This is a genomic window from Micromonospora sp. NPDC003776 (assembly GCF_053605645.1).
In genome coordinates this window covers 31,004-49,169 of record NZ_JBSGJR010000002.1, presented here as the reverse complement: position 1 = coordinate 49,169, position 18,166 = coordinate 31,004, and the positions used below count along the sequence as shown (strand labels likewise).

Genomic DNA, 18,166 nt, shown 5'->3' with positions numbered 1-18,166 from the left:
GGCTGCTCAACGGCGGCCACGACACCCTCGCCCTGCTGGCCCGGCGGCTGCGCATGCCGTACGTCTTCGCGCCCGCCGCCGATCCGGTCCCGGCACCCAGACTTGGCGGTGGTTGAAGTTGATGCAGTACCACAACACCCCGGACTCCACCGTCGTGTACGGCGAGACGTACTGCGACCCGCTCGGGCGAGCTGCCGACAGCGTAGGTCCGTGACGCGGTGGGCCGCCCGTACACAGCGACCGCCTTGTTGCGGACCGCGCGGAGCGTGACCACCGAACCGCGGCCCGGCACCGCCGCGCCCGGAGGCACGGCCAGCCAGGCCAGGGTGCCGGTCGCCGAGCAGCTGCTCGCTGACGTCATCTCCCCGTACCACGATGTTGACCGTCAGGTCGGGCTGCACCCGCGCCGCGGGCATGCCAGCAGCCGAGCCGCTCGGTCGGGCTGACCCATCCGGTACCGACGGAGGAGACGACTGGGCGGCTGGCCAACCGCCCGATAAAACAGCTCCCAAAGGGTCCCGTTACGCAATCGTGACACCCCAGCCGGTCGGTCGACAGCTCGCAGGACCTGCGCAAAGACCTCGGCGCGGCGAAAGGGCGAAGCCTCGGAAACCCGTGTATTTGTACGGCCTGTTGACGGCAAAAAATGTCCTACACATGCTGTGTTGCGCCATGGCAGCCATGGACGGCCCCCTACACATCCCCGCGTGCGAGCACGAAGCGTTCGCACCCGAACCGCCTCGCAGACGTCCCATTCGGCCGGAGCGGGCTCCACGACCTCAGCAGGCGTCCAGGACCTCCGCGGCCCCACCGACCTGGCCGCCCGCAGCGGCATGTGCCCGGTTCATCGACGGGGCACGCACCAGAGACAGCAGGCACCACTGCCGTCGGGCAGGTATCGGCATCCCCGACAGCGAAGGAGATCGCGACTGATGACCAGCACCAAGAGCGGGTTGCACCGACGGACCCTGCTGGCCGGTGTCGCCGCCCTGGGAGCGGCGGCGGGCCTTCCCGCGGCTACCGCGCAGGCAGCGCCTGACTCCCCGGATGGCACGCCGACGGGGCGCTACCCGTCGAACTGGCCCGACCCCGAGCCGTATGGCGTCGCAGACACCCGCAAGGATCTGTGGCCGCGGGAGGACAACTCCTTCGTCCTGCCGCTCGAGTTGCGCCCGCGCGACGAGGAACTCGGCCGGGTCTGGATGCGCGACACCTACGTCAACTGCTTCAACGTTGCGGGCCGTCGGCTCTACATCGCCACCGGCACCACCCGCGTGCCCGGGCTCACCACGGCCACCCCGTGGAACGACGGGATCTTCGTGTGGACGGCGCCGTCCCTGCGCGGCCCATGGCGGCTGGCCGACACCACCGGCGTCCGCCGCGGCGCGGAGCGCGGCAAGGTGTGGTCGCCGGAGTTCGCCGGCGAGAACCGGCCCGGGCGCACGGTCGTCGCCCCGTGGCAGGAGTACTGGTACGACGACCAGTTCGGCAAGCGTGGCAACGTCTGGGCGCCGGAGGTGCACTACTTCCGCGGCACCTGGTACATCGTCGCGTGCATGGGCGATCGCGCGCGGAAGGTCGGCTCGTTCCTGCTGGTGAGCGAGGGCGGCGTCGAGGGACCGTACCGGCTCGCCGCCGGCAACCTCGACAAGCCCTTCGGCGATGCGCTCCCCGACGCGCCGTACATCGATCCCGGGGCGCGTTTCCACATCGACGGCGGCATGTACACCGAGGGCGACGACGCCTGGCTGGTGCTGCACAACAACCTGTACGCCAAGTTCCGGGACGACATGGAGGACATCGTCCCCACGGCCGACCTCCCGGCGTTCCAGCAACAGCCCTACACCCCTGAGCCCTACCTGGAAGGCGCGCACGTCTTCAAGTACGGCGGCAAGTACTACCTCGTGCACGCCGCCTGGGACCGCACCTCGACAGCCGCCGACGGCAGCACCCGCCACGCCTACGACCCGCCCGGCCCCGGCCGGACCCAGTACCAGTACGACGCGATCGCCGCCGTCGCCGACAGATTCGAGGGCCCGTACTCCCCCCGCTGGACCCTCGGCGTGGGCGCCGGCCACAACAACATCTTCGAGGACGCCGACGGCGGACTGTGGGCGACCTTCTTCCGCAACCCGAACTTCGGCTACTGGGCCGACCCGGCACGCGTCGACGACGCCGCAGTGCCCGGCGTCGTCCGCCTGGAGTGGACCGGCCCCCAGGGCAACCGCCTCTACGCCCGGCGCCAGAGCCGAGCCCATGCCCTCAGCGAGTGAAAGCCCAAGAGGCGTGATCTTGCCGTGCGGGGCGTCAGTCCACGCAACGCACGGGCCGACTGATCCGCGTGCCCAACCGATTGCTCCGATCACCTTCTCCTACTGGAAGGGGACACTGTGACCTGCCCGACCGCTCCGAACATCGTGTTCGTGATGACCGATCAGCTCCGCGCCGACTTCACCAGAGGCGTGGGCTTCGACCTGGACACGATGCCCTTTCTCGACTCCATCGCCGCCCAAGCCACCCGCTTCCGCCGCGCGTACACCACCGCGCCGGCCTGCGTCCCGGCGCGCACCAGCCTGCTGACCGGCAGATGGCCCAGCACCCACCGCATCCGGCAGAACTCCAACACCAGCCCTGAGGATGTCGCGCGCGGCGACGACCTGCTCGATGTGCTGCGTGGCGCCGGCTACCAGCTGTTCTACGCCGGCAAGACGCACATGTACCGCGACCAGGCGGAGGACTACGACGCCTTCTCCGAGTACGGGCACACGATGGCGCCGGACACCACCGCCGAGCAGCGCGCCTTCACCGACTGGCTGAAGTCCATCGACATGGGCCCGACGAGTGCACCCACCCCGTTCCCGGTGGAGCTGCAGTATCCGTACCGGATCGTCTCCGACGCCATCCAGCAGATAGACGCCCGGGACCCAGACAAGCCGTTCTTCTGCGTCGTCTCCACGCCCGAGCCGCACAACCCCTACCAGGTGCCGGAGCCGTACTTCTCGATGTTCGCCGAGGACAAGATCCCCGACCGGCTCTGCGGCCCGGAGGCCGCGGAGGCCAAAGGCGGCGCCTACAAGTGGCTACGCGACCTGGTGGAGGAGAAGCGTCCCGGCTACGACAAGCTCTGGCGCCGCTACCGCGCCAATTACTGCGGCATGCTCCGCCTCATCGACGACCAGCTGCGCCGGCTCGTCGAACACCTGAAGGAGCGGGGACTGTATGACAACACCCTGCTGATCTTCCTCGCCGACCACGGCGACTACGCCGCCGACTACGGCCTGCAGCGCAAGGGCGCCGGCATCCCCGAGGTCCTGGCGCGCATTCCCATGATCGTCCACGGCTGCGGCGTCGAAGCCCAGGACAACAAGAAGGACTTCGTCTCGATCGCCGACATCCTGCCCACCGTGTGCGAGGCGATCGGCCGCCCCATCCCCCTGGGCGTCCAGGGCCGCAGCCTGTGGCAGATGCTCACCGGCGCCGACTACCCGGCCGCGGAGTTCGCCGACATCGTCACCGAGCGCGGCTACGGCGGCCTGCCCTATCCCGATGACGCCCGGCCACCGCTGCACTTCCCCTACGAAGGCACCAGGTACGACGAGCTGAACAGCGTGACCCAGAGCGGCTCGTCACGGATGATCCGGCACGACCACTACAAGCTCTACGAGCACGTCTCCGACCCCGGTGAGCTGTACGACCTGGAGAAGGATCCGATGGAACTGCACAACCGCTTCGACGATCCGAGCCTGCGCAACGTCAAGGCCGAACTCATGCAGCGACTGCACCGATGGTCGGTCCGGCTCACTGACGACCTGCCGAAGGGGAAGTACGACGCCAGGCTCGCCCAGCACAACTGGTACCGGACCTCGGAGGCGCACGGAGCATGACCGAACCGATCCGCCGCAGCGACGGCAACCGACAGCCTTCCCTATCACGCCGTACGTTCCTGCGCGGTGCCGCCGCCGTCACCCTGGCCACGGCAGCCACCACCGCAGCCACCGTCAAAACCGCTTCCGCGGCCGGAACCAGCCCTTCCGTCGGAGTCGTCGACTACCCCGGCGCGCAGTGGCTACCAGCCTCTCCCGCCAACTACCGCCCCGCGCGGCGCCCTCGCAACCATCCGATCGACTACGTGGTCATCCACGTCACGCAGGAGCACTTCGACGACGCCGTGGCCGTCTTCCAGAATCCTGGACGGCAAACCTCGGCCCACTATCTGGTCGGCTCGGCAGACGGCCACATCGGCCAGTGCGTCCGGGAGAAGGACATCGCCTGGCACACCGGCAATCCCGACTACGACAACCACAGCGTCGGCATCACACACGAGGGCTGGGTCAATTCCACCGCATGGTTCACGGAGGAGATGTACGCCTCGTCCGCGGCGCTCGCCGCGGCCGTGTGCGCACGCCATGCGATTCCACTGGACCGGGCCCACATCCTCGGTCACAGCGAGGTGCCCGGCGCCACTCACACCGACCCCGGAGCCAACTGGGACTGGGATCACTATCTCGAACTGGTCCGGAAGGTGGGAACCGAGAGGTGAGGCGGACCCAGGGGGCGGCGCTCCCGGGCGGCCCGGGGTCCACATGAATAAGGCGCTGTACACCGGCGACGCCCGCACCCTCAATGGGGCGGGTCAAGGCTGAACTGCATTGAGATGTGTCAAGTTGGCGACACTTCGCCGGTGCCATGGTCGCCGCCCGGGCTAATACGATTGGCGCATGTCACCAAAGGTCTCGATTGTCGCCACCGACAGCCACCGCGACCCCGGCCCACGACCTGCCGCCGACGTGACCTTTCTGCCGCTCGCCGACGACGACGGCGTTCCGGTCTACCACGAGTCCACCCCGGCGCTGATGCAGGAACTGCAGGCCGCGGGGCTGACGGTGGACACCTGGCATCCCGCCACGGAATGCGATTTCGTCTCGTCCCGCGGCGTGGTGACGGACGCCCTGCTGCAGGTCGGCGTCGGAATCGCCTCCTCTGCCGGCTGGTACGCCCTGCAGACGATGCTGCGCAGTCGTAGCGGACAGGTGAGGGTGCTCGCAATCTACGACGACGGTGTCGAGCGGCGGCGTGCGGAGGTGACCGGCGAGGCGGCCGACGTCGTCGAGGCGCTGGAGACGCTCGACCCGTTCCGCTCGGAGCCGTCCTGATGGCGCCGGCCGCGGTCTCCCGCAGACATCCCGCCGGCGACCGATCACCTGAGGCCCGTGCGTGAGACCGCCGCGGCGCTATTCGCCATCCGTAGCCGAGGAACGCCGCCGACTCGTTGGACAGATCGCGACGGTGATGGAGGCGTCGTCGGTCATCCGTGACCCGAACAGCCGACAACTGCTGCTGCAGGAACTGGGCCACGCGCTGGGCGGTGCACTCGGCTACCGGGAGCTGGGCCTGCTCCGGCCGCAGATCGTCGAGCTGGTGACGGTGTGCGTGGATCGGCCGGGTGGATTGCGCTGCCTCGTCGAATGCCTTGAGCTCCTTGAGCCGGGCAGCGAGCAGACCATGGCGCTCCTGAGACTGGCCGACGAGTGGCAGGCGGTCGAACTGTTCGCCGACTACGACATTCCCTGGCTGCGCAGTGTGCTGTCGTCCGTTCAGGTGACCGGTGAGCTGCGGCGGTTCGTCGCCGAGAGCCGCGCCACCCCGGCCCCGTCCTGGTGCGGCACCGCCTGGGAGCTGTTCGCTCACCTCGCGTCGGCGAACTCGCACGGTGAGACGCCACCCTGGCTCCCGCTGCTCGACGCCCTGACGACGGCCGTGCCGCAGGCGTCGCTGGAGCGCATGCGCCAGCTCGTCGCGCAGCTGGCCAAGGACTGGGGAGTCGTAGATCAGATCGAGGTGTCGCAGCCGAGCCCTCCGGCCCCCACCGGCACCGCCTATCTTGTGATCCAGTTCGAAAAGTACGGCGGCGACGACGACACCTACATCATGTCCCACTGGTATCAGTGGGCGTCCCTGGTGTGGCAGCCGATTCGCGGCGAGGACCGACACGTCCCGTACGCCGAGCTCGAGGCGGCCGTCGACCAGGTCATCAAAGAGACTGAACGCCGATGGGCGGATCAGACCGGTGCGGTGACCATCGAGTTCGTCCTGCCCTGGCAGCTGATCAATGAACCGGTGGACACCTGGCGCAAGGAACTTCAGTCACGGGTACCCAGCCCCCTGACCACGGAGTATCCACTGGTGATCAGGAGCCTGGAGCGCATTCGTGCCAGCCAGTGGCACCGGGTGTGGCGGAGCCGGTGGCATGGCCTCGCCGGCCGCGAAAGCAACCGGACGCTGGTCCACTGCGCGGCCCATCACCATGTCGACGTCCAACTCGAAGCGACCCTCAAACGCGAGAACGCCGCCGTCGTGCTGGTGCTCAGCGAGTCCCCGACCGCCGACAGCGTCGGCGAACGGCAACTCCTCGTCGGGTTGCGATCCGGCGTCCCGGCGATTGTGTGGCACCGCAGCCCACCGTCCAAAAGCGAGCTGTGCCAGACTGTTGCGTCGATGGTCGGCGATCAGACGTCGGGTTCAGGTGTGAAGGACCTTCCGAACCGTGCCGCGCAGTTGCGGCAGCTGGCATGGAGCGAGGACCCCAAGGGGCTCGACCAGCACATCGGGCACGGCTTTGTGCTCCTGTTCGATGATCCTGAGCGACAGCCAGGAGGGGCGGTCGCCGCCGACGGCGACAGGCGAAAGGTCCTTGCATGAGCCGCAACGGCCACCCGACGGGGAGCGCCGCCGGTCAGCGCCGGACCGCCGGCGGGCACCGCCGCCCACGGCCGCCGTGGCCCGCCCCGGCGACGGCGGGGCCCTGATGAGCAGACCGTTGCCAGCGCCCCCCGCGCCCGCCAGCCGACCGGCCGACAGGTCACGGCTCGAGCCGGCGGGCCACCGGCGGGACCTCGTCGTGGTCATCGACGACGACCCGGTGATGGACTTCTGGGCCGACGAGACTTCCACCTTCCTCGCGGTGCTACGCGCCCAACGCGCCTTTTCCTCCGTCGAGGTCAGGCGGATGATCGTCGACGACGGCGCGCTCCGCCTGGCCGACGGGCCGGACGATGTTCCGACCCCGGCCGAGGATCTGGTCGACCCCGCCGGGCGACGCGTCGTCTTCCTGCTGACCCACGGCGGGTCCGGCGCCTGGCGGGACGGACTCGTCCAGCCCGTCCTCACCTCGTGGGCCGCCAGCCAGACGGTTGCGGTGATCAATCTGCTGCCCCAGCAGCGTTGGCGTGAGCGGGGGCTGGAGACCACCGAGGTGGCCTGGCGCCTGGCCGGCACCAGTTCGGTGACCTCCCGTTCGTCGTGGCGCGTCAGCGGCCTGGACCTTCGCCCCGTCGACGAACAGGACGACAGCCAGCTGACGGCGGTGCCGGTCATCGAACGCGGCACCGACTGGCTACAGCGGTGGAGCCGCCTGCTGGGCGGAGCCGCGAGCGGCGAGCTTCGGCTGCCCGCGCTGCTTCTGCCGTTCGACGGCGCCCCCCGCCCGAGCCGCTCGCTGACCGCCCACGATCTCGTCGCCCGATTCCGGGCCACCGTGTCGCCGGCGTCGTTCACATTGGCGACCCGGCTGGCGGCCGCCCCGCTCAACACCCGGGTAATCCGCGCCCTGCTCAAGACCGTGGTCCGGTCCGGGCCGGCGCAGCTGACCGAGGTGCTGACGAGCGATCTGGTGCGACCCGTCCCGATCCGAGGCGCGGCGACGAGTGACATCCGCATCAGGTACGAGTTCGTGCACGGCGTCCGCGAACGCCTGCTCACGCTCGGGTACCGCGACCGCACCATCGAGGTCCAGCACGTCGTGGAGTACGAACTCGCGCACGACGTCGAGGCCGTGCGCAACCTGACCCTTCGCATCAAGGATCCGCGGAACGCGTCGTACGAGCGCGTCACTCCGGCCGCCGAGCCGTACCTGCGGGTCGAGTTGGCTGTCCACCTCTCACTGGGCGGGCCGAACCTCGTCGCAGCCGCGCGGCTGGGCCAGGCCCTCGGCTCGCCCATCCCACGGCAGGTACGTCGAGTACTGCAGCCACCTTCCGTTATCGCTCACAGGACCATGGAGTCCGGAATGTCTGACAGAGTGAACTCGCCGGGCACGGGGGCCTCGTTCGGCACCACACCGCACGTCACGTTGGACGCGGAGCCGGGGATCGCCCCGAGCAGGACACCGACCCACGACCTACATGTACAACGGCTCGACGTACAGTTACCGGCGATCGTCGGCAACCTCCCGCTGCGGAACGCGAACTTCACCGGCCGGCGCGATCTCCTCGACTCCTTGCACCAGCGGCTGCGCGCCGGCACCACCGCCGTGCTGCCCGAGGCGGTGCACGGCGCCGGCGGCGTCGGCAAATCACAGCTCGTCATCGAGTACGTCTACCTGCACCAGCAGGACTTCGACCTCATCTGGTGGATCCCGGCCGAGCGCCCGGCCCAGATCCAGTCTGCGCTGGTGGAACTGGCGCTGCGCCTGGACCTGCCGGTGCCGTCCACCGCCAACACGGCAGTGCCGGCCGTGCTGGAGGCTCTGCGAATCGGCCGTCCGTACTCGAACTGGTTGCTGATCTTCGACAATGCCGAGGACCCGGACGACGTCGAACGGTTCTTCCCGAAGGGCGGCCCGGGAAGCATCGTGGTCACCTCCCGCAACGGTGCGTGGCGGGACGTCGCGAACAGCCTTCCCGTTGACGTGTTCGAGCGGCGGGAGAGCATCGACCTGCTCCGCCGCCGAGGACCGGACCTGGCCGTAAACGACGCCGACCGGCTCGCCGCCGCGCTGGGCGACCTTCCGCTGGCCATCGAGCAGGCGGCGGCCTGGCGCGCGGAGACGCGGATGCCGACCGACGAGTACCTCGAACTGCTCGACGCCAGCCGCCCGGTGCTCGACGACGAGACGACGCAGCAGCAGGACTACCCGGAACTCGTCGCCGCCGCGTGGAACGTGTCGCTCAACTGGCTCCGCGACCAGGACCGCTCCGCCCTACGGCTGCTGCAGGTGTGCTCGTTCTTTGCACCCGAACCGATCGGCAAGGTGCTCCTTTCCAAGCCGCGCGCGCTTCGCATCCACCCCGACCTGGATCCCCTCGTCCGCAACCCGGTCCGCCTCAACCGCGCGATCCGCACGATCGGCCGCCTCTCGCTGGCCAGAATCGACCACCGGACGAACTCCTTCCAGATGCACCGCCTCGTCCAACGCGTACTGATCAACCAGATGGACCCCGAGGACCGCGACGCGTTGCGGCACGGCGCCCACCTGTTGCTCGCCGGCAACGACCCCGACCAACCCGACGACGCCGATCACTGGCCGCGGTACGCCGAGCTGTACCCGCACGTCCTCGCCTCCGAGGCGGAGCAGTGCTCGAACGAACTCGTACGGGACATGGTGCTGAACGAGGCGAAGTACCTCTGGCGGTGGGGTGACCATCTCGGGGCGCGTGACCTCTCGCAGCGCGCGTGGACCGCCTGGACCGACGGCAGCGGCGACACCGATCCGGACAGCCTCCGGGTGGCGAGCTGGCTCGGCTTCATGCACTTCGTGGTCGGTGACTACGCCGCCGCGGCCGCCCTCAACGCCCGCACGCTCGAGCTCTACCGGCAGACCCTCGGTGACGACCGGGAGGAAACCCTGGACGTCATCGGCGCGGTCGCCGCGGACCACCGCGTCGCCGGTGACTTCGCCGGCGCGCTGGAGCGCTCGCTCGTCGTCTACGAGCAGGCGAAGCAGAACTTCGGCGAGGAGGAGCCGTTCACGTTGCGCGCGGCGCACAACCTCGCGGTGAGCATGCGACTGTCCGGCCTCTTCGGACGGGCCCTCCAGCTCGACCAACAGACCTACCAGCGCTTGGTGCAGATCTATGGCACCGACCACCCGGATAGCCTGAGCACCTTCGGCGGCATCAACCTCGACCGGCGGGAACTCGGCGACTACGTCGCGGCGCACGCGAACCAGGAGAACGTCGTCGCCACCGCCCGCCGCATGCTCAAATACGACGACCACCCGGACCTGCTGCGGCAGAGCCACATGTTGGCCAGCTTCCGGCGCAAGGCCGGCCACCACCACGACGCCCTGGATCTGTCGAGCGATGTGCTCCGCCGCTTCCGCACCCGCTACGGCGACAGCCACCCGGACACGGTGCTCGCCACACTCACCTTCTCCATCGACCAGCGGCTGACCGGCGACCTCCGCGCCGCCCGGGAGTCGGCGGAGGTCGCGACGGAGGGCCTGCGCCGACTGTACGGCGAGAACCACCCGCACACCGCGGGCGCACAGGTGGACCTCGCGGTGGCACTCCGCCTGCTCGGCGAATGCGAACAGGCCCGGGAGCTCGACCAGGCGGCGCTGCAACGGCTGACCAACCGGCTCGGCGACGAGCACCCCCTGGTGTTGGCCGCCCGGATCAACCTCGCGAGCGACTACTACGAACTCGGCGACCACGCCGACGCCCACAGCCTCGACGTGGACACCCTCGCGCGCTGTCATCAGGTGCTCGGCAGCAGCCACCCCACCACGCTCGTCTGCTCCCTCAACCTCGCCATGGACCTTCGGAACCTCGGCCGCGAGGCGGAGGCGGGAATGTTGTTCGACAAGAGCCTCGAGCAGCTGCGCCAGACCCTCGGCGTACGACACCCGGCGGTCGCCGCGGTTGGCGCCGGAGTCCGCGCCAACTGCGACATCGATCCCCTTCCGCTCTAGAGGCGAAGGTTTGACCCGGCGGGTCAGGCGGTCAGCCAGCCCGCCGGGTCGACCCTGTCAACCGAGCGGTCCGGGAGCCCGCAACCGACCCAGCTGGCCAGCTCCAGCGGATCTGGCGTCGCCCGGCCCCGCGTCCGGAGCCCCTGAACGACGGCCACGATGAGTTCCGGGCGGCCGAGCAGTGCGCGCCTCGCCGGGTCAGCCGGGCGGTCGACCTGGGTCAGCCCGAGGCCTACCCAGCCGTGCACACCCGACGGGTCCTGTGTCAGCTCGCCGAGGTAACCCGCGCGCGCCCGCTCCAGATCGCCGGCCACCAGGGCGAGGTCGGCTCGGGTGGCGCCGGCTACCCTGTCCCCCACCTCGCCCGGCGCGGCACACAGCCGAGCGAACGCGTCCGGGTCGGCCAGCAGGTGTCTGCGCAGCACGGCCCGAGCATCGAGCAGGCCCGCCGCTGGCTCCGCCAGCACCTTTCCGTCGCCGACGGCGAGCACGGCTTCCGCTGCCGGCCAACGGTGCTCCCAGGCCGCCGCGAGCGCGTCCCGGTCGGCGGGGTCCAGGCGGAGGTTGTGGGCCCGCCACATCGCGCGATGATCGGAGGCGACGGCGTGGGCCGCGTTGAGCGCGGCGGCCGACACCGGCTCGTCCTGGCACGCGTCCAGTTCCGTGCGCAGTGTCTCGACGAACCGCTGGCCGTGCCCGGTCAACTGGCCGGACGCCGTCAGCATCCGCACGACGTCCAGGGTCTGCCGCCGCCACAGCGCGAACTCGAACTCCGCGGACGCCCGCTCCGTCGGCGGCGCGTGGTGTCGGTACGCCCCCCAGAACTGGGTGATGCCGGCGAACGCGTACGCGCCCTGGAGAACCCCGGCGAGTGGCCTGGGGTCGTCCCGCCAAGGGGCGTAGTAGCGGACGCCGCCGCCACCCTCGGAGAGGGTGAGCAGGTGAGACAAGGCGCCGAGCTTGTGATGCTGCAGCTCGTGCACCAATGTCACGGCCAACTGCACCGGGTCGTCCGGCTCGGAGAGCAGGACACCGCCGAAGGCCTCGGCACCGGACGCGGACAGTTGGCGGAAACGCTCCCGACGTGGCACGGGCACCAGGGTGCGCAGGGTTCCGGCGATCGCCAGGGCACGGCTGGGCTGCTCGCGGACCAGCACCTCCCAGGCTTGCCCGAGGGTCGCCCGCCAGCGGGAGATCTCGGACGCCGACAGCGGCTGTGGCGACGAGGGCCCGCGCAGGTCCCGGTACACGTCGCGGTCCAGCAACTCGACCCGCAGGCCGACGCCGTCCGTCCGGACCTCGACGACGATCGGCTCATGCCAGTCTGGGTCGCCGGCCGCGCACCGAACGACACGCCCGTCGGCCACCAGGTCGGCCTGCCCGTCGCCGGCCCGCACGCGGACGGTCGGGACGTCCGGCGGGACCGACGCCGAGCCCACGGTAGGCAGCACTGCGGCACCCTGCCGGGCGGGGATGTCCAGCTCGAAGGAGAGGCCCGCCCGGACAGCGCTCGCCGCCGCCATGGCGTGCAGGTATCCGACGTCCAGCCACAACGGTACGAGGCTGTCGGAGTCGTCATGCAGGCGACGCAGCGTGTGCGCCGCCCAGATGCCGATCTGCGGCAGGGCGAGGACGTCCTCGACGGCGTCCGGGGCGGCATCGTGCGCCTGGACCAGGAGCTGCCAGGCGTCGGTGACCGGCGCGAGCGGGCCGGCCACGTCGGCCCGGGTGACGCAGGTGTCCAGGACCGCCCGCAACGCGATGAGCCGCCAACTGCGCTCCGACCGCCAGAGCGCCGCGATGGCGTCCACATCTCCGCCGCCGGCGGCCAGGGCGTCGAAGTGCTTTTGTTCGAGGTACGTCGGACCTAACGGGACGGGATCAGACGACATGTTCCTCCGAATCCGGCCCGGCAGGCCGCATCCGGCTCGGGAAGGAGCCGTTGTAGCCACTGATACTGCCCCCCGAATCGGCAACTCTCTCGCGCACCCGCGAGATCGCCGCAGTCATACCGGCAAGGTCAACGGATCGCAGGGTCGCGACGTTCACCGTTGACAGATCGAGCAGCTCGGACTCGATACCGGCTCGGCCCTCCTCCATGTACGACAACCCTCCCGACGACGACAGTCGATGACCCCATCATTACTTATGTGTCGAGCGCAGCGAAAGCGTCACATCGAGCGACGGGTGCCACAAGCCGGATTTCGGGTTCGGAGAGTCCGATGTAGACCTTCGACGGATCTGCCGCGATCCGCGTCAGGTGTACGTCGCCAGCCGCGCGGCACCGTCCTCGACGCGGGCCATCGCCGCCTCGTCGGTAGCGAAGAACCGCACCGCCTCGATAAGTTCCGACAGGGCGCCCGGGTAGCGCAGACAGGTCCGGACGACGCTGATGGCGTCCAGCCGGGCCGCGCTGTTGCGCCGGATGGCCCCGTACACCTGTCCCCGCAGCAGGGACAGGATCTCCTCACGATCGTTCGGCCGAAGGAACTCCGGGACCTCCAGCAGTGCGTCCACGAGGGGCGCCATCGCGGCGGGCGGCGGGAGCGCCGGTGCCGCCGGTGCGCGGGTCCCCGCCTCGGGCCTGCCGAGAACCATGCCCTCGTCGCCAAGTGCGTTGCGATACCAGAGGTACGTGGGCGTCTGCCCGGTGAGCCCGCTCCTTCGCAGCACAGCGAAGCGATCCTTCAACGTGGTCACTAGCCACTCCGGGTCACCGAGCCAATCAGTGTCGCCCGATTCCAGCAGCCGCAGTACCTCCCGGCTGAACACTCCGGTACGCCGTACCCGCAGGTTGGCGGCGGCCTGGCCGAGGCCGGCGGCGAACAGCGCGTCCTGCGTCCGGCCGGCGACCGGCTCGCCTACCGGGAAGGTTTCGCTGCCGGCCGAGCGCACGGCCTGCGGCCGCTCGTGCAGCTGGCACGCGTCGACGAGCCACAGCTGCCGGTCGAAGGCCGGTACCAGGTCGGAGGCGAAGGTGGTGAGCATGGCGTCGAGATCCAGGGCACCGGCGTCGGTGGCGGTGGCATCCGAGTAGTAGAGCCGTCGGCGCCGTCCGGTGTCGACGTAGCCGTGGCCGCCCCAGATCACGTAGAGGGTGGACTGGCGCCGTGCCGGCAGGTCCCGCAGCAGCACGTGCCGCACGGTCGCCCGGTCGGCGGGTCGCAGAACGACTCCGGGCGGTAGGACGTCCGGACCGGGATCAGGCGCCAACAGCACGGTGACCTGTTCCGGAGGCACTCCCCGGGCGACGAACCAGCGGGCAAACCGGATCGCGTCGTCAACCGGACCGGCCAGGCTCCATTCGCTCCCGGCGGCGTACCGGTCGATGCCAACGCAGACGACGTGGGTGTCGCGGGGATCGTGGTCAGGCCCCATGCTACCTCCTCATCCGCCGCCCAGGCGGCGGCCGTCCGGCGCTGACCAGGACGTACCCGAGACCGTCCTGAGGGTGCGGCAGACCACACTGGAGCCACCGTACGGCAGCACGGCGAGCGCGTCGTCGAAGGTGGGGACCTGCCCGGCCGTCTCCTCCGCCTCCTCGACTCGGCCGACCGGGGTCAGCGCGTGCCCGATGACCAGGTGCGCCCGCGCCTCGCCGGCCAAGTCGCCCAACTCCCGGGACGCCCGTAGCGCCGCCTCCTGGACAGCGGCCTGCTCCGGCCAGTAGCCACGCCGATAGAGGAAGGTGCTCATCGTCCCGGCCTACTGCGGCACCTACCCGGCGAACCCGGCGGTCCGGCCAGCCCGCTCAACCGCAACGGTCAGGTGGGGCAACTCCCGGCCGAACCAGTCGAACGCGTCGTCCAACGAGACGATCGATTCGACGACGCCCGGCGGCGCCGGCGCGAGCGGGTTCGGGTCACGGTGCGTCGCCAGCGCAGCGCCGGACGCGCGGTGCGCAGCAGTTGGTCGAATCCGCGACGGATCGCCCTCCGGCGTCCGTGTCGTCGAGGTCGAGCTCACCGGCATACTCCAGCAGCAGATCGTGCACGACGTAGCGCCCGGCCATCCGTTCCACCGCCGGATGCGACTCGGCGAGCCGGGCCAGCATCCGACGGACGTCCGCCGCCGGTACGCCGGCCAGGCTGGCCGCCGCCGCCAGCGTGACCTCCGGCTCGGACCACGCCCCAAGTAGGGCGAACAGCCGGGCGGCAGCAGGGTCGAGGGCGGTGTGCGACCGGACGAACACCGACCGCAGATCGGTCACGACGTCGTCGCCGCCCAGCACGTCGAGGCGGCTGCCGGGGCGGCCCAGGTCGCCGCTGACCGTCGCCAGCGGGGCGCAGGTCGTCGCGGAGGCTGGTGGAGGCACCAGCCCGACAAGGACGGCGTCGACGCGCTGCGACACGGGCGCGAGCGCGGATGCCGGCAGATCGTAGCCATCCTGTCGCGGGCGGCAGCGAGGCGGCACCCCGACCGGTGACCGGCAGGGCTGGCACGGCAGCATCGCCGGCGAGCAGCGAACGGTGGGACTCCGGACGAATTCGGGCCGAATTTTGTCGACAGGTTGACGGAATAATTCGCCGCTGTAACGGTCGTCACCGTGCCGACATCAAACGGAGTGCACGCCCTCGTGCGGTTCACGCACGAGGAGCGCGTGTTACGCACCCTGCGGGAGCAGGGAGCGCTGAGCCGGAGCCAGATCGCCCGCGCCGTCGGCCTCTCGCGCTCCACGCTCTCCGAGATCACCGCGAGCCTCCTGCAGCGCGGCGCGATCGTGGTGGTGGACACCGACGCGGCGAAGCGCGAGGGCAGCGGGCGCCCGGCCGAACGGCTCGCCCTGGACCCTTCCTCCGGGCAGTTCATGGGGGTCGACTTCGGCCACCGGCGGGTCTGTGTCGCGGTTGCCGACGCGTCGCACGAGATCATCGCGTCCGGCTCCGAACGTTATGCAGACGACGCTGCGTGGCCGGAACGGCTGGATGCCGCCTTCCGGCTGATCGACCGGCTCACTGACGAGACGGACGTGCACTACGGCGCACTTCAGGGCGTCGGTATCGGCGTACCCGGGCCGCATCCGGTTCCGCCGGCCGCGCGCCCCGCACCACGGCAGCTCCCGGCAACGGGCCTGCTCGACACCGTCGAGGACGTCGGCGCCGCGTTCGCCAGCCGGTTCGACGCCTCGGTGCTGGTGGACAACAACACCCGCTTCGCCGCTCTCGCCGAGGCGATCAGCGGTAGCAGCACGGTCGACGACCTGATCTACGTGCGCGTTTCCGACGGGGTGGGCGGTGGCCTGGTCGTCGGCGGCCGCCTCGTCACGGGATCGACCGGACTCGCCGGCGAGTTCGGCCACGTCCGGGTCAACGTGCACGGCGGGTCGTGCCGGTGCGGCAAGAACGGCTGCCTGGAGACCGTCGCGTCGGTACCGGCGATCCTGGCGAACTGCCGGACGCGCGGCGTCCCGGTCGACGACCTCGACGAGCTCCGCGCGGCGGTCGAACGGTCGCACCCGATCGTCGAGCAGGTGTTGCGCGCCGCGGCCGCCGCCATCGGCCGGGTCGTCGGGACGGCGGCGATGGCGTTGAACCCCGCCGAGATCGTCATCGGCGGCGAGATCGTGCGGGTCGCCCCCGTCATCGTCCAGCAGGTCCGCGCCACCATCGCCTACGAGCTCCTGCCGGACGCGGCCAGCATCCCGGTCGTCCGCGCGGCGGAGCTCTCCGACGACGACGGCGCGCTGGGCGGCCTGGCCGCGCTGTTCCACAGTTCGCCGCTGCTGGCGGCCTATCCCGAGCCCCCGAAGGCGGGTGCCGCCGGCAGCGGGGGCGGTATCCGCGTCCCGCAGACCACGATTGAAAGGGTGTCCCATGGCCGTCATCACTGAACCGGCTGCGCAGACGGGACGTGACAACCGGCTCGCGTCGTCGCAGACGCGCCGGGGGCGTCCTCGCGGGCTGTCGCTGGCGTTGAATGCCGTTTCCGTCGCGCTCGGCATCGGCGCCTGGTGGGCCCTTGCGGCCGTCGGCGTGAAGGTGCCACAGCCGACGGAGGTCGTCTCGCGGGCCGGGGACCTGCTCGCCGACGGCACGCTGGAGAGCGACATCCTGGTCAGTCTGGGTCGGGTGCTGGCCGGGTTCGTCCTCGGTACGGCGGCGGCCATCCCGATCGGTTTCCTGATGGGGTGGTACGGCGTCGTGCGGGGGCTGGTCGAGCCGTGGATCCAGTTCTTCCGCACCATCCCGCCGCTGGCCATCATCCCGCTCGCGATCGTGCTGATGGGCATCGACGAGGCGCCGAAGATCTTCGTCATCTTCTTGGCGGCCTTCCTGGCCTGCGTCATCTCCACGTTTCAGGGCGTGGTGAGCGTCGACCGCACGTTGATCAACGCGGCGCGGGTGCTCGGCACGCGGGACGCCGGGATCTTCGCCCGGGTGGTGGTGCCCGCCTCCACTCCGTTCATCCTCGTGGGCATGCGGGTCGGCCTCGGGTCGGCGTGGGCCACCCTGGTCGCCGCCGAGCTGATCGCCGCCCAACAGGGGCTGGGCTACCGCATGCAGAACGCCCAGCTCTACTACGACCTCCCGACGATCTTCGTCGGTCTGATCTCGATCGGGATCCTCGGCCTGCTGATGGACCGCGTGCTGCTCGTGGCCGAACGCAGGCTGACCGGATGGCAGGAGCGCCGATGACCACCTCGAATTCGCCACGTCCCGGCGCGCAGGCCGCCAAGATCTCAGTACAGGCGGTCACCAAGACGTTCTCGCTGGGCCGGCAGACGTTCACCGCCCTCGACCAGGTGTCGCTCGACATCGCCGACAACGAGTTCGTCACGGTGGTCGGGCCGTCGGGTTGCGGCAAGAGCACGCTGCTCAACATCCTCGCCGGGCTGGAGGAACCGACCGAGGGCCGGGCGATCGTCGACGGGGCACCGGTGTCCGGACCAGGTCCCGAGCGCGGCGTCATCTTCCAGCAGTACGCGCTCTTCCCCTGGCTGACCGTACGCAAGAACGTGGAGTTCGGCCTGAAGACCGCCCGGGTGCCGAAGGCGGAGCGCCGCGAGCGGGCCGAGTACTTCATCCGGATGGTCGGGCTGGAGGACTTCGCCGACGCGCTGCCGAAGATGCTCTCGGGCGGCATGCGGCAGCGTTGCGCCATCGCCCGCGCCTACGCGGTGAACCCGTCGATCCTGTTGATGGACGAGCCCTTCGGCGCCCTTGACGCCCTCACCCGGGTCAAGCTCCAGGAACAACTGCTCGACACGTGGAGCAAGGAGCAACGCACCGTCATGTTCATCACGCACGACGTGGACGAGGCCGTGTTCCTCGCCAATCGCGTCGTCGTCATGGCGGCCCGCCCTGGGCGCATCTACGACGTCATCGACGTCGACCTCCCATATCCGCGGTCGGAGGAATTCCGGCTGAGCCCCGAGTTCGCCGCACTGCGCAACCGGGTCTGGCACTCCGTCTACCACCAGGACGGCACCACCCCTTCCTCACCCCCCGCACCGTCGCTCACGACGGCCTGATCCAG

15 protein-coding genes are annotated in these 18,166 nt (G+C 70.2%); 10 read left to right on the top strand and 5 right to left on the bottom strand.

Annotated features, from left to right (window positions below):
• Positions 1-266: 266 nt before the first annotated feature.
• The 7 genes from ACWEVO_RS00375 to fxsT all read left to right on the top strand — a co-directional run bounded on the left by ACWEVO_RS00375 (position 267) and on the right by fxsT (position 10,690).
• On the top strand, positions 267-446 hold the full coding sequence (locus tag ACWEVO_RS00375; RefSeq protein WP_452305388.1) for a hypothetical protein: 180 nt from the start codon (positions 267-269) through the stop codon (positions 444-446).
• A gap of 486 nt (positions 447-932) precedes the next feature.
• On the top strand, positions 933-2,273 hold the full coding sequence (locus tag ACWEVO_RS00370; RefSeq protein WP_452305387.1) for a family 43 glycosylhydrolase: 1,341 nt from the start codon (positions 933-935) through the stop codon (positions 2,271-2,273).
• A gap of 117 nt (positions 2,274-2,390) precedes the next feature.
• Positions 2,391-3,884, top strand: coding sequence for a sulfatase-like hydrolase/transferase (locus tag ACWEVO_RS00365; protein WP_452305386.1), 1,494 nt, complete (start codon positions 2,391-2,393; stop codon positions 3,882-3,884).
• Positions 3,881-4,540, top strand: coding sequence for an N-acetylmuramoyl-L-alanine amidase (locus ACWEVO_RS00360; protein ID WP_452305385.1), 660 nt, complete (start codon positions 3,881-3,883; stop codon positions 4,538-4,540). Before ACWEVO_RS00365 ends, ACWEVO_RS00360 begins: the two co-directional genes overlap by 4 nt.
• Before the next feature lie 247 nt (positions 4,541-4,787).
• Positions 4,788-5,153 (top strand): hypothetical protein, encoded by a 366-nt coding sequence (locus ACWEVO_RS00355; protein ID WP_452305384.1) that lies wholly within the window; start codon positions 4,788-4,790, stop codon positions 5,151-5,153.
• A 136-nt stretch (positions 5,154-5,289) separates the two neighbouring features.
• A complete protein-coding gene (locus ACWEVO_RS00350; protein WP_452305383.1) occupies positions 5,290-6,699 on the top strand; it encodes a VMAP-C domain-containing protein in 1,410 nt (469 codons plus the stop codon).
• Positions 6,632-10,690, top strand: a complete 4,059-nt coding sequence (gene fxsT / locus ACWEVO_RS00345; RefSeq protein ID WP_452305382.1) for an FxSxx-COOH system tetratricopeptide repeat protein — start codon at positions 6,632-6,634, stop codon at positions 10,688-10,690. Before ACWEVO_RS00350 ends, fxsT begins: the two co-directional genes overlap by 68 nt.
• Positions 10,691-10,713: 23 nt before the next feature.
• Here the strand turns inward: fxsT and ACWEVO_RS00340 are convergent, their stop codons facing one another.
• The 5 genes from ACWEVO_RS00340 to ACWEVO_RS00320 form a co-directional block, all read right to left on the bottom strand.
• Positions 10,714-12,582, bottom strand: a complete 1,869-nt coding sequence (locus tag ACWEVO_RS00340; protein WP_452305381.1) for an HEXXH motif domain-containing protein — start codon at positions 12,580-12,582, stop codon at positions 10,714-10,716.
• Positions 12,572-12,790: a hypothetical protein gene (locus ACWEVO_RS00335; protein WP_452305380.1), complete on the bottom strand. Its 219-nt coding sequence runs from the start codon at positions 12,788-12,790 to the stop codon at positions 12,572-12,574. Before ACWEVO_RS00335 ends, ACWEVO_RS00340 begins: the two co-directional genes overlap by 11 nt.
• A gap of 156 nt (positions 12,791-12,946) precedes the next feature.
• Positions 12,947-14,068, bottom strand: a complete 1,122-nt coding sequence (locus ACWEVO_RS00330; protein WP_452305379.1) for an effector-associated domain 2-containing protein — start codon at positions 14,066-14,068, stop codon at positions 12,947-12,949.
• A gap of 9 nt (positions 14,069-14,077) precedes the next feature.
• On the bottom strand, positions 14,078-14,386 hold the full coding sequence (locus tag ACWEVO_RS00325) for a hypothetical protein (protein WP_452305378.1): 309 nt from the start codon (positions 14,384-14,386) through the stop codon (positions 14,078-14,080).
• A 166-nt stretch (positions 14,387-14,552) separates the two neighbouring features.
• Complete coding sequence (locus ACWEVO_RS00320) at positions 14,553-15,041, bottom strand: hypothetical protein (RefSeq protein WP_452305377.1); 489 nt, start codon at positions 15,039-15,041, stop codon at positions 14,553-14,555.
• A 225-nt stretch (positions 15,042-15,266) separates the two neighbouring features.
• Between ACWEVO_RS00320 and ACWEVO_RS00315 the strand changes: the two genes are divergently transcribed.
• Genes ACWEVO_RS00315 through ACWEVO_RS00305 form a run of 3 tightly spaced genes read left to right on the top strand, consistent with a single transcriptional unit; the run spans position 15,267 to position 18,161 of the window.
• Positions 15,267-16,520 carry an ROK family transcriptional regulator gene (locus tag ACWEVO_RS00315; RefSeq protein WP_452305376.1) on the top strand — a complete coding sequence of 418 codons (1,254 nt, stop codon included), beginning with the start codon at positions 15,267-15,269 and terminating at the stop codon, positions 16,518-16,520.
• The gene (locus tag ACWEVO_RS00310; RefSeq protein ID WP_452305375.1) at positions 16,504-17,325 is read left to right on the top strand and encodes an ABC transporter permease; all 822 of its coding nucleotides are present in this window, start codon (positions 16,504-16,506) and stop codon (positions 17,323-17,325) included. The genes ACWEVO_RS00315 and ACWEVO_RS00310 overlap by 17 nt, the downstream gene beginning before the upstream one ends.
• Positions 17,322-18,161, top strand: coding sequence for an ABC transporter ATP-binding protein (locus tag ACWEVO_RS00305; RefSeq protein WP_452305374.1), 840 nt, complete (start codon positions 17,322-17,324; stop codon positions 18,159-18,161). Before ACWEVO_RS00310 ends, ACWEVO_RS00305 begins: the two co-directional genes overlap by 4 nt.
• The last annotated feature ends 5 nt before the right edge of the window (positions 18,162-18,166 follow it).

Bases quoted from the DNA above. Each gene is read 5' to 3' on its own strand.
- ACWEVO_RS00370 (WP_452305387.1), top strand. From the start codon at position 933: ATGACCAGCACCAAGAGCGGGTTGCACCGACGGACCCTGCTGGCCGGT.
- ACWEVO_RS00360 (WP_452305385.1), top strand. From the start codon at position 3,881: ATGACCGAACCGATCCGCCGCAGCGACGGCAACCGACAGCCTTCCCTA.
- ACWEVO_RS00350 (WP_452305383.1), top strand. From the start codon at position 5,290: ATGGAGGCGTCGTCGGTCATCCGTGACCCGAACAGCCGACAACTGCTG.
- fxsT (WP_452305382.1), top strand. From the start codon at position 6,632: ATGATCCTGAGCGACAGCCAGGAGGGGCGGTCGCCGCCGACGGCGACA.
- ACWEVO_RS00340 (WP_452305381.1), bottom strand. From the start codon at position 12,582: ATGTCGTCTGATCCCGTCCCGTTAGGTCCGACGTACCTCGAACAAAAG.
- ACWEVO_RS00335 (WP_452305380.1), bottom strand. From the start codon at position 12,790: ATGGAGGAGGGCCGAGCCGGTATCGAGTCCGAGCTGCTCGATCTGTCA.
- ACWEVO_RS00330 (WP_452305379.1), bottom strand. From the start codon at position 14,068: ATGGGGCCTGACCACGATCCCCGCGACACCCACGTCGTCTGCGTTGGC.
- ACWEVO_RS00325 (WP_452305378.1), bottom strand. From the start codon at position 14,386: ATGAGCACCTTCCTCTATCGGCGTGGCTACTGGCCGGAGCAGGCCGCT.
- ACWEVO_RS00310 (WP_452305375.1), top strand. From the start codon at position 16,504: ATGGCCGTCATCACTGAACCGGCTGCGCAGACGGGACGTGACAACCGG.
- ACWEVO_RS00305 (WP_452305374.1), top strand. From the start codon at position 17,322: ATGACCACCTCGAATTCGCCACGTCCCGGCGCGCAGGCCGCCAAGATC.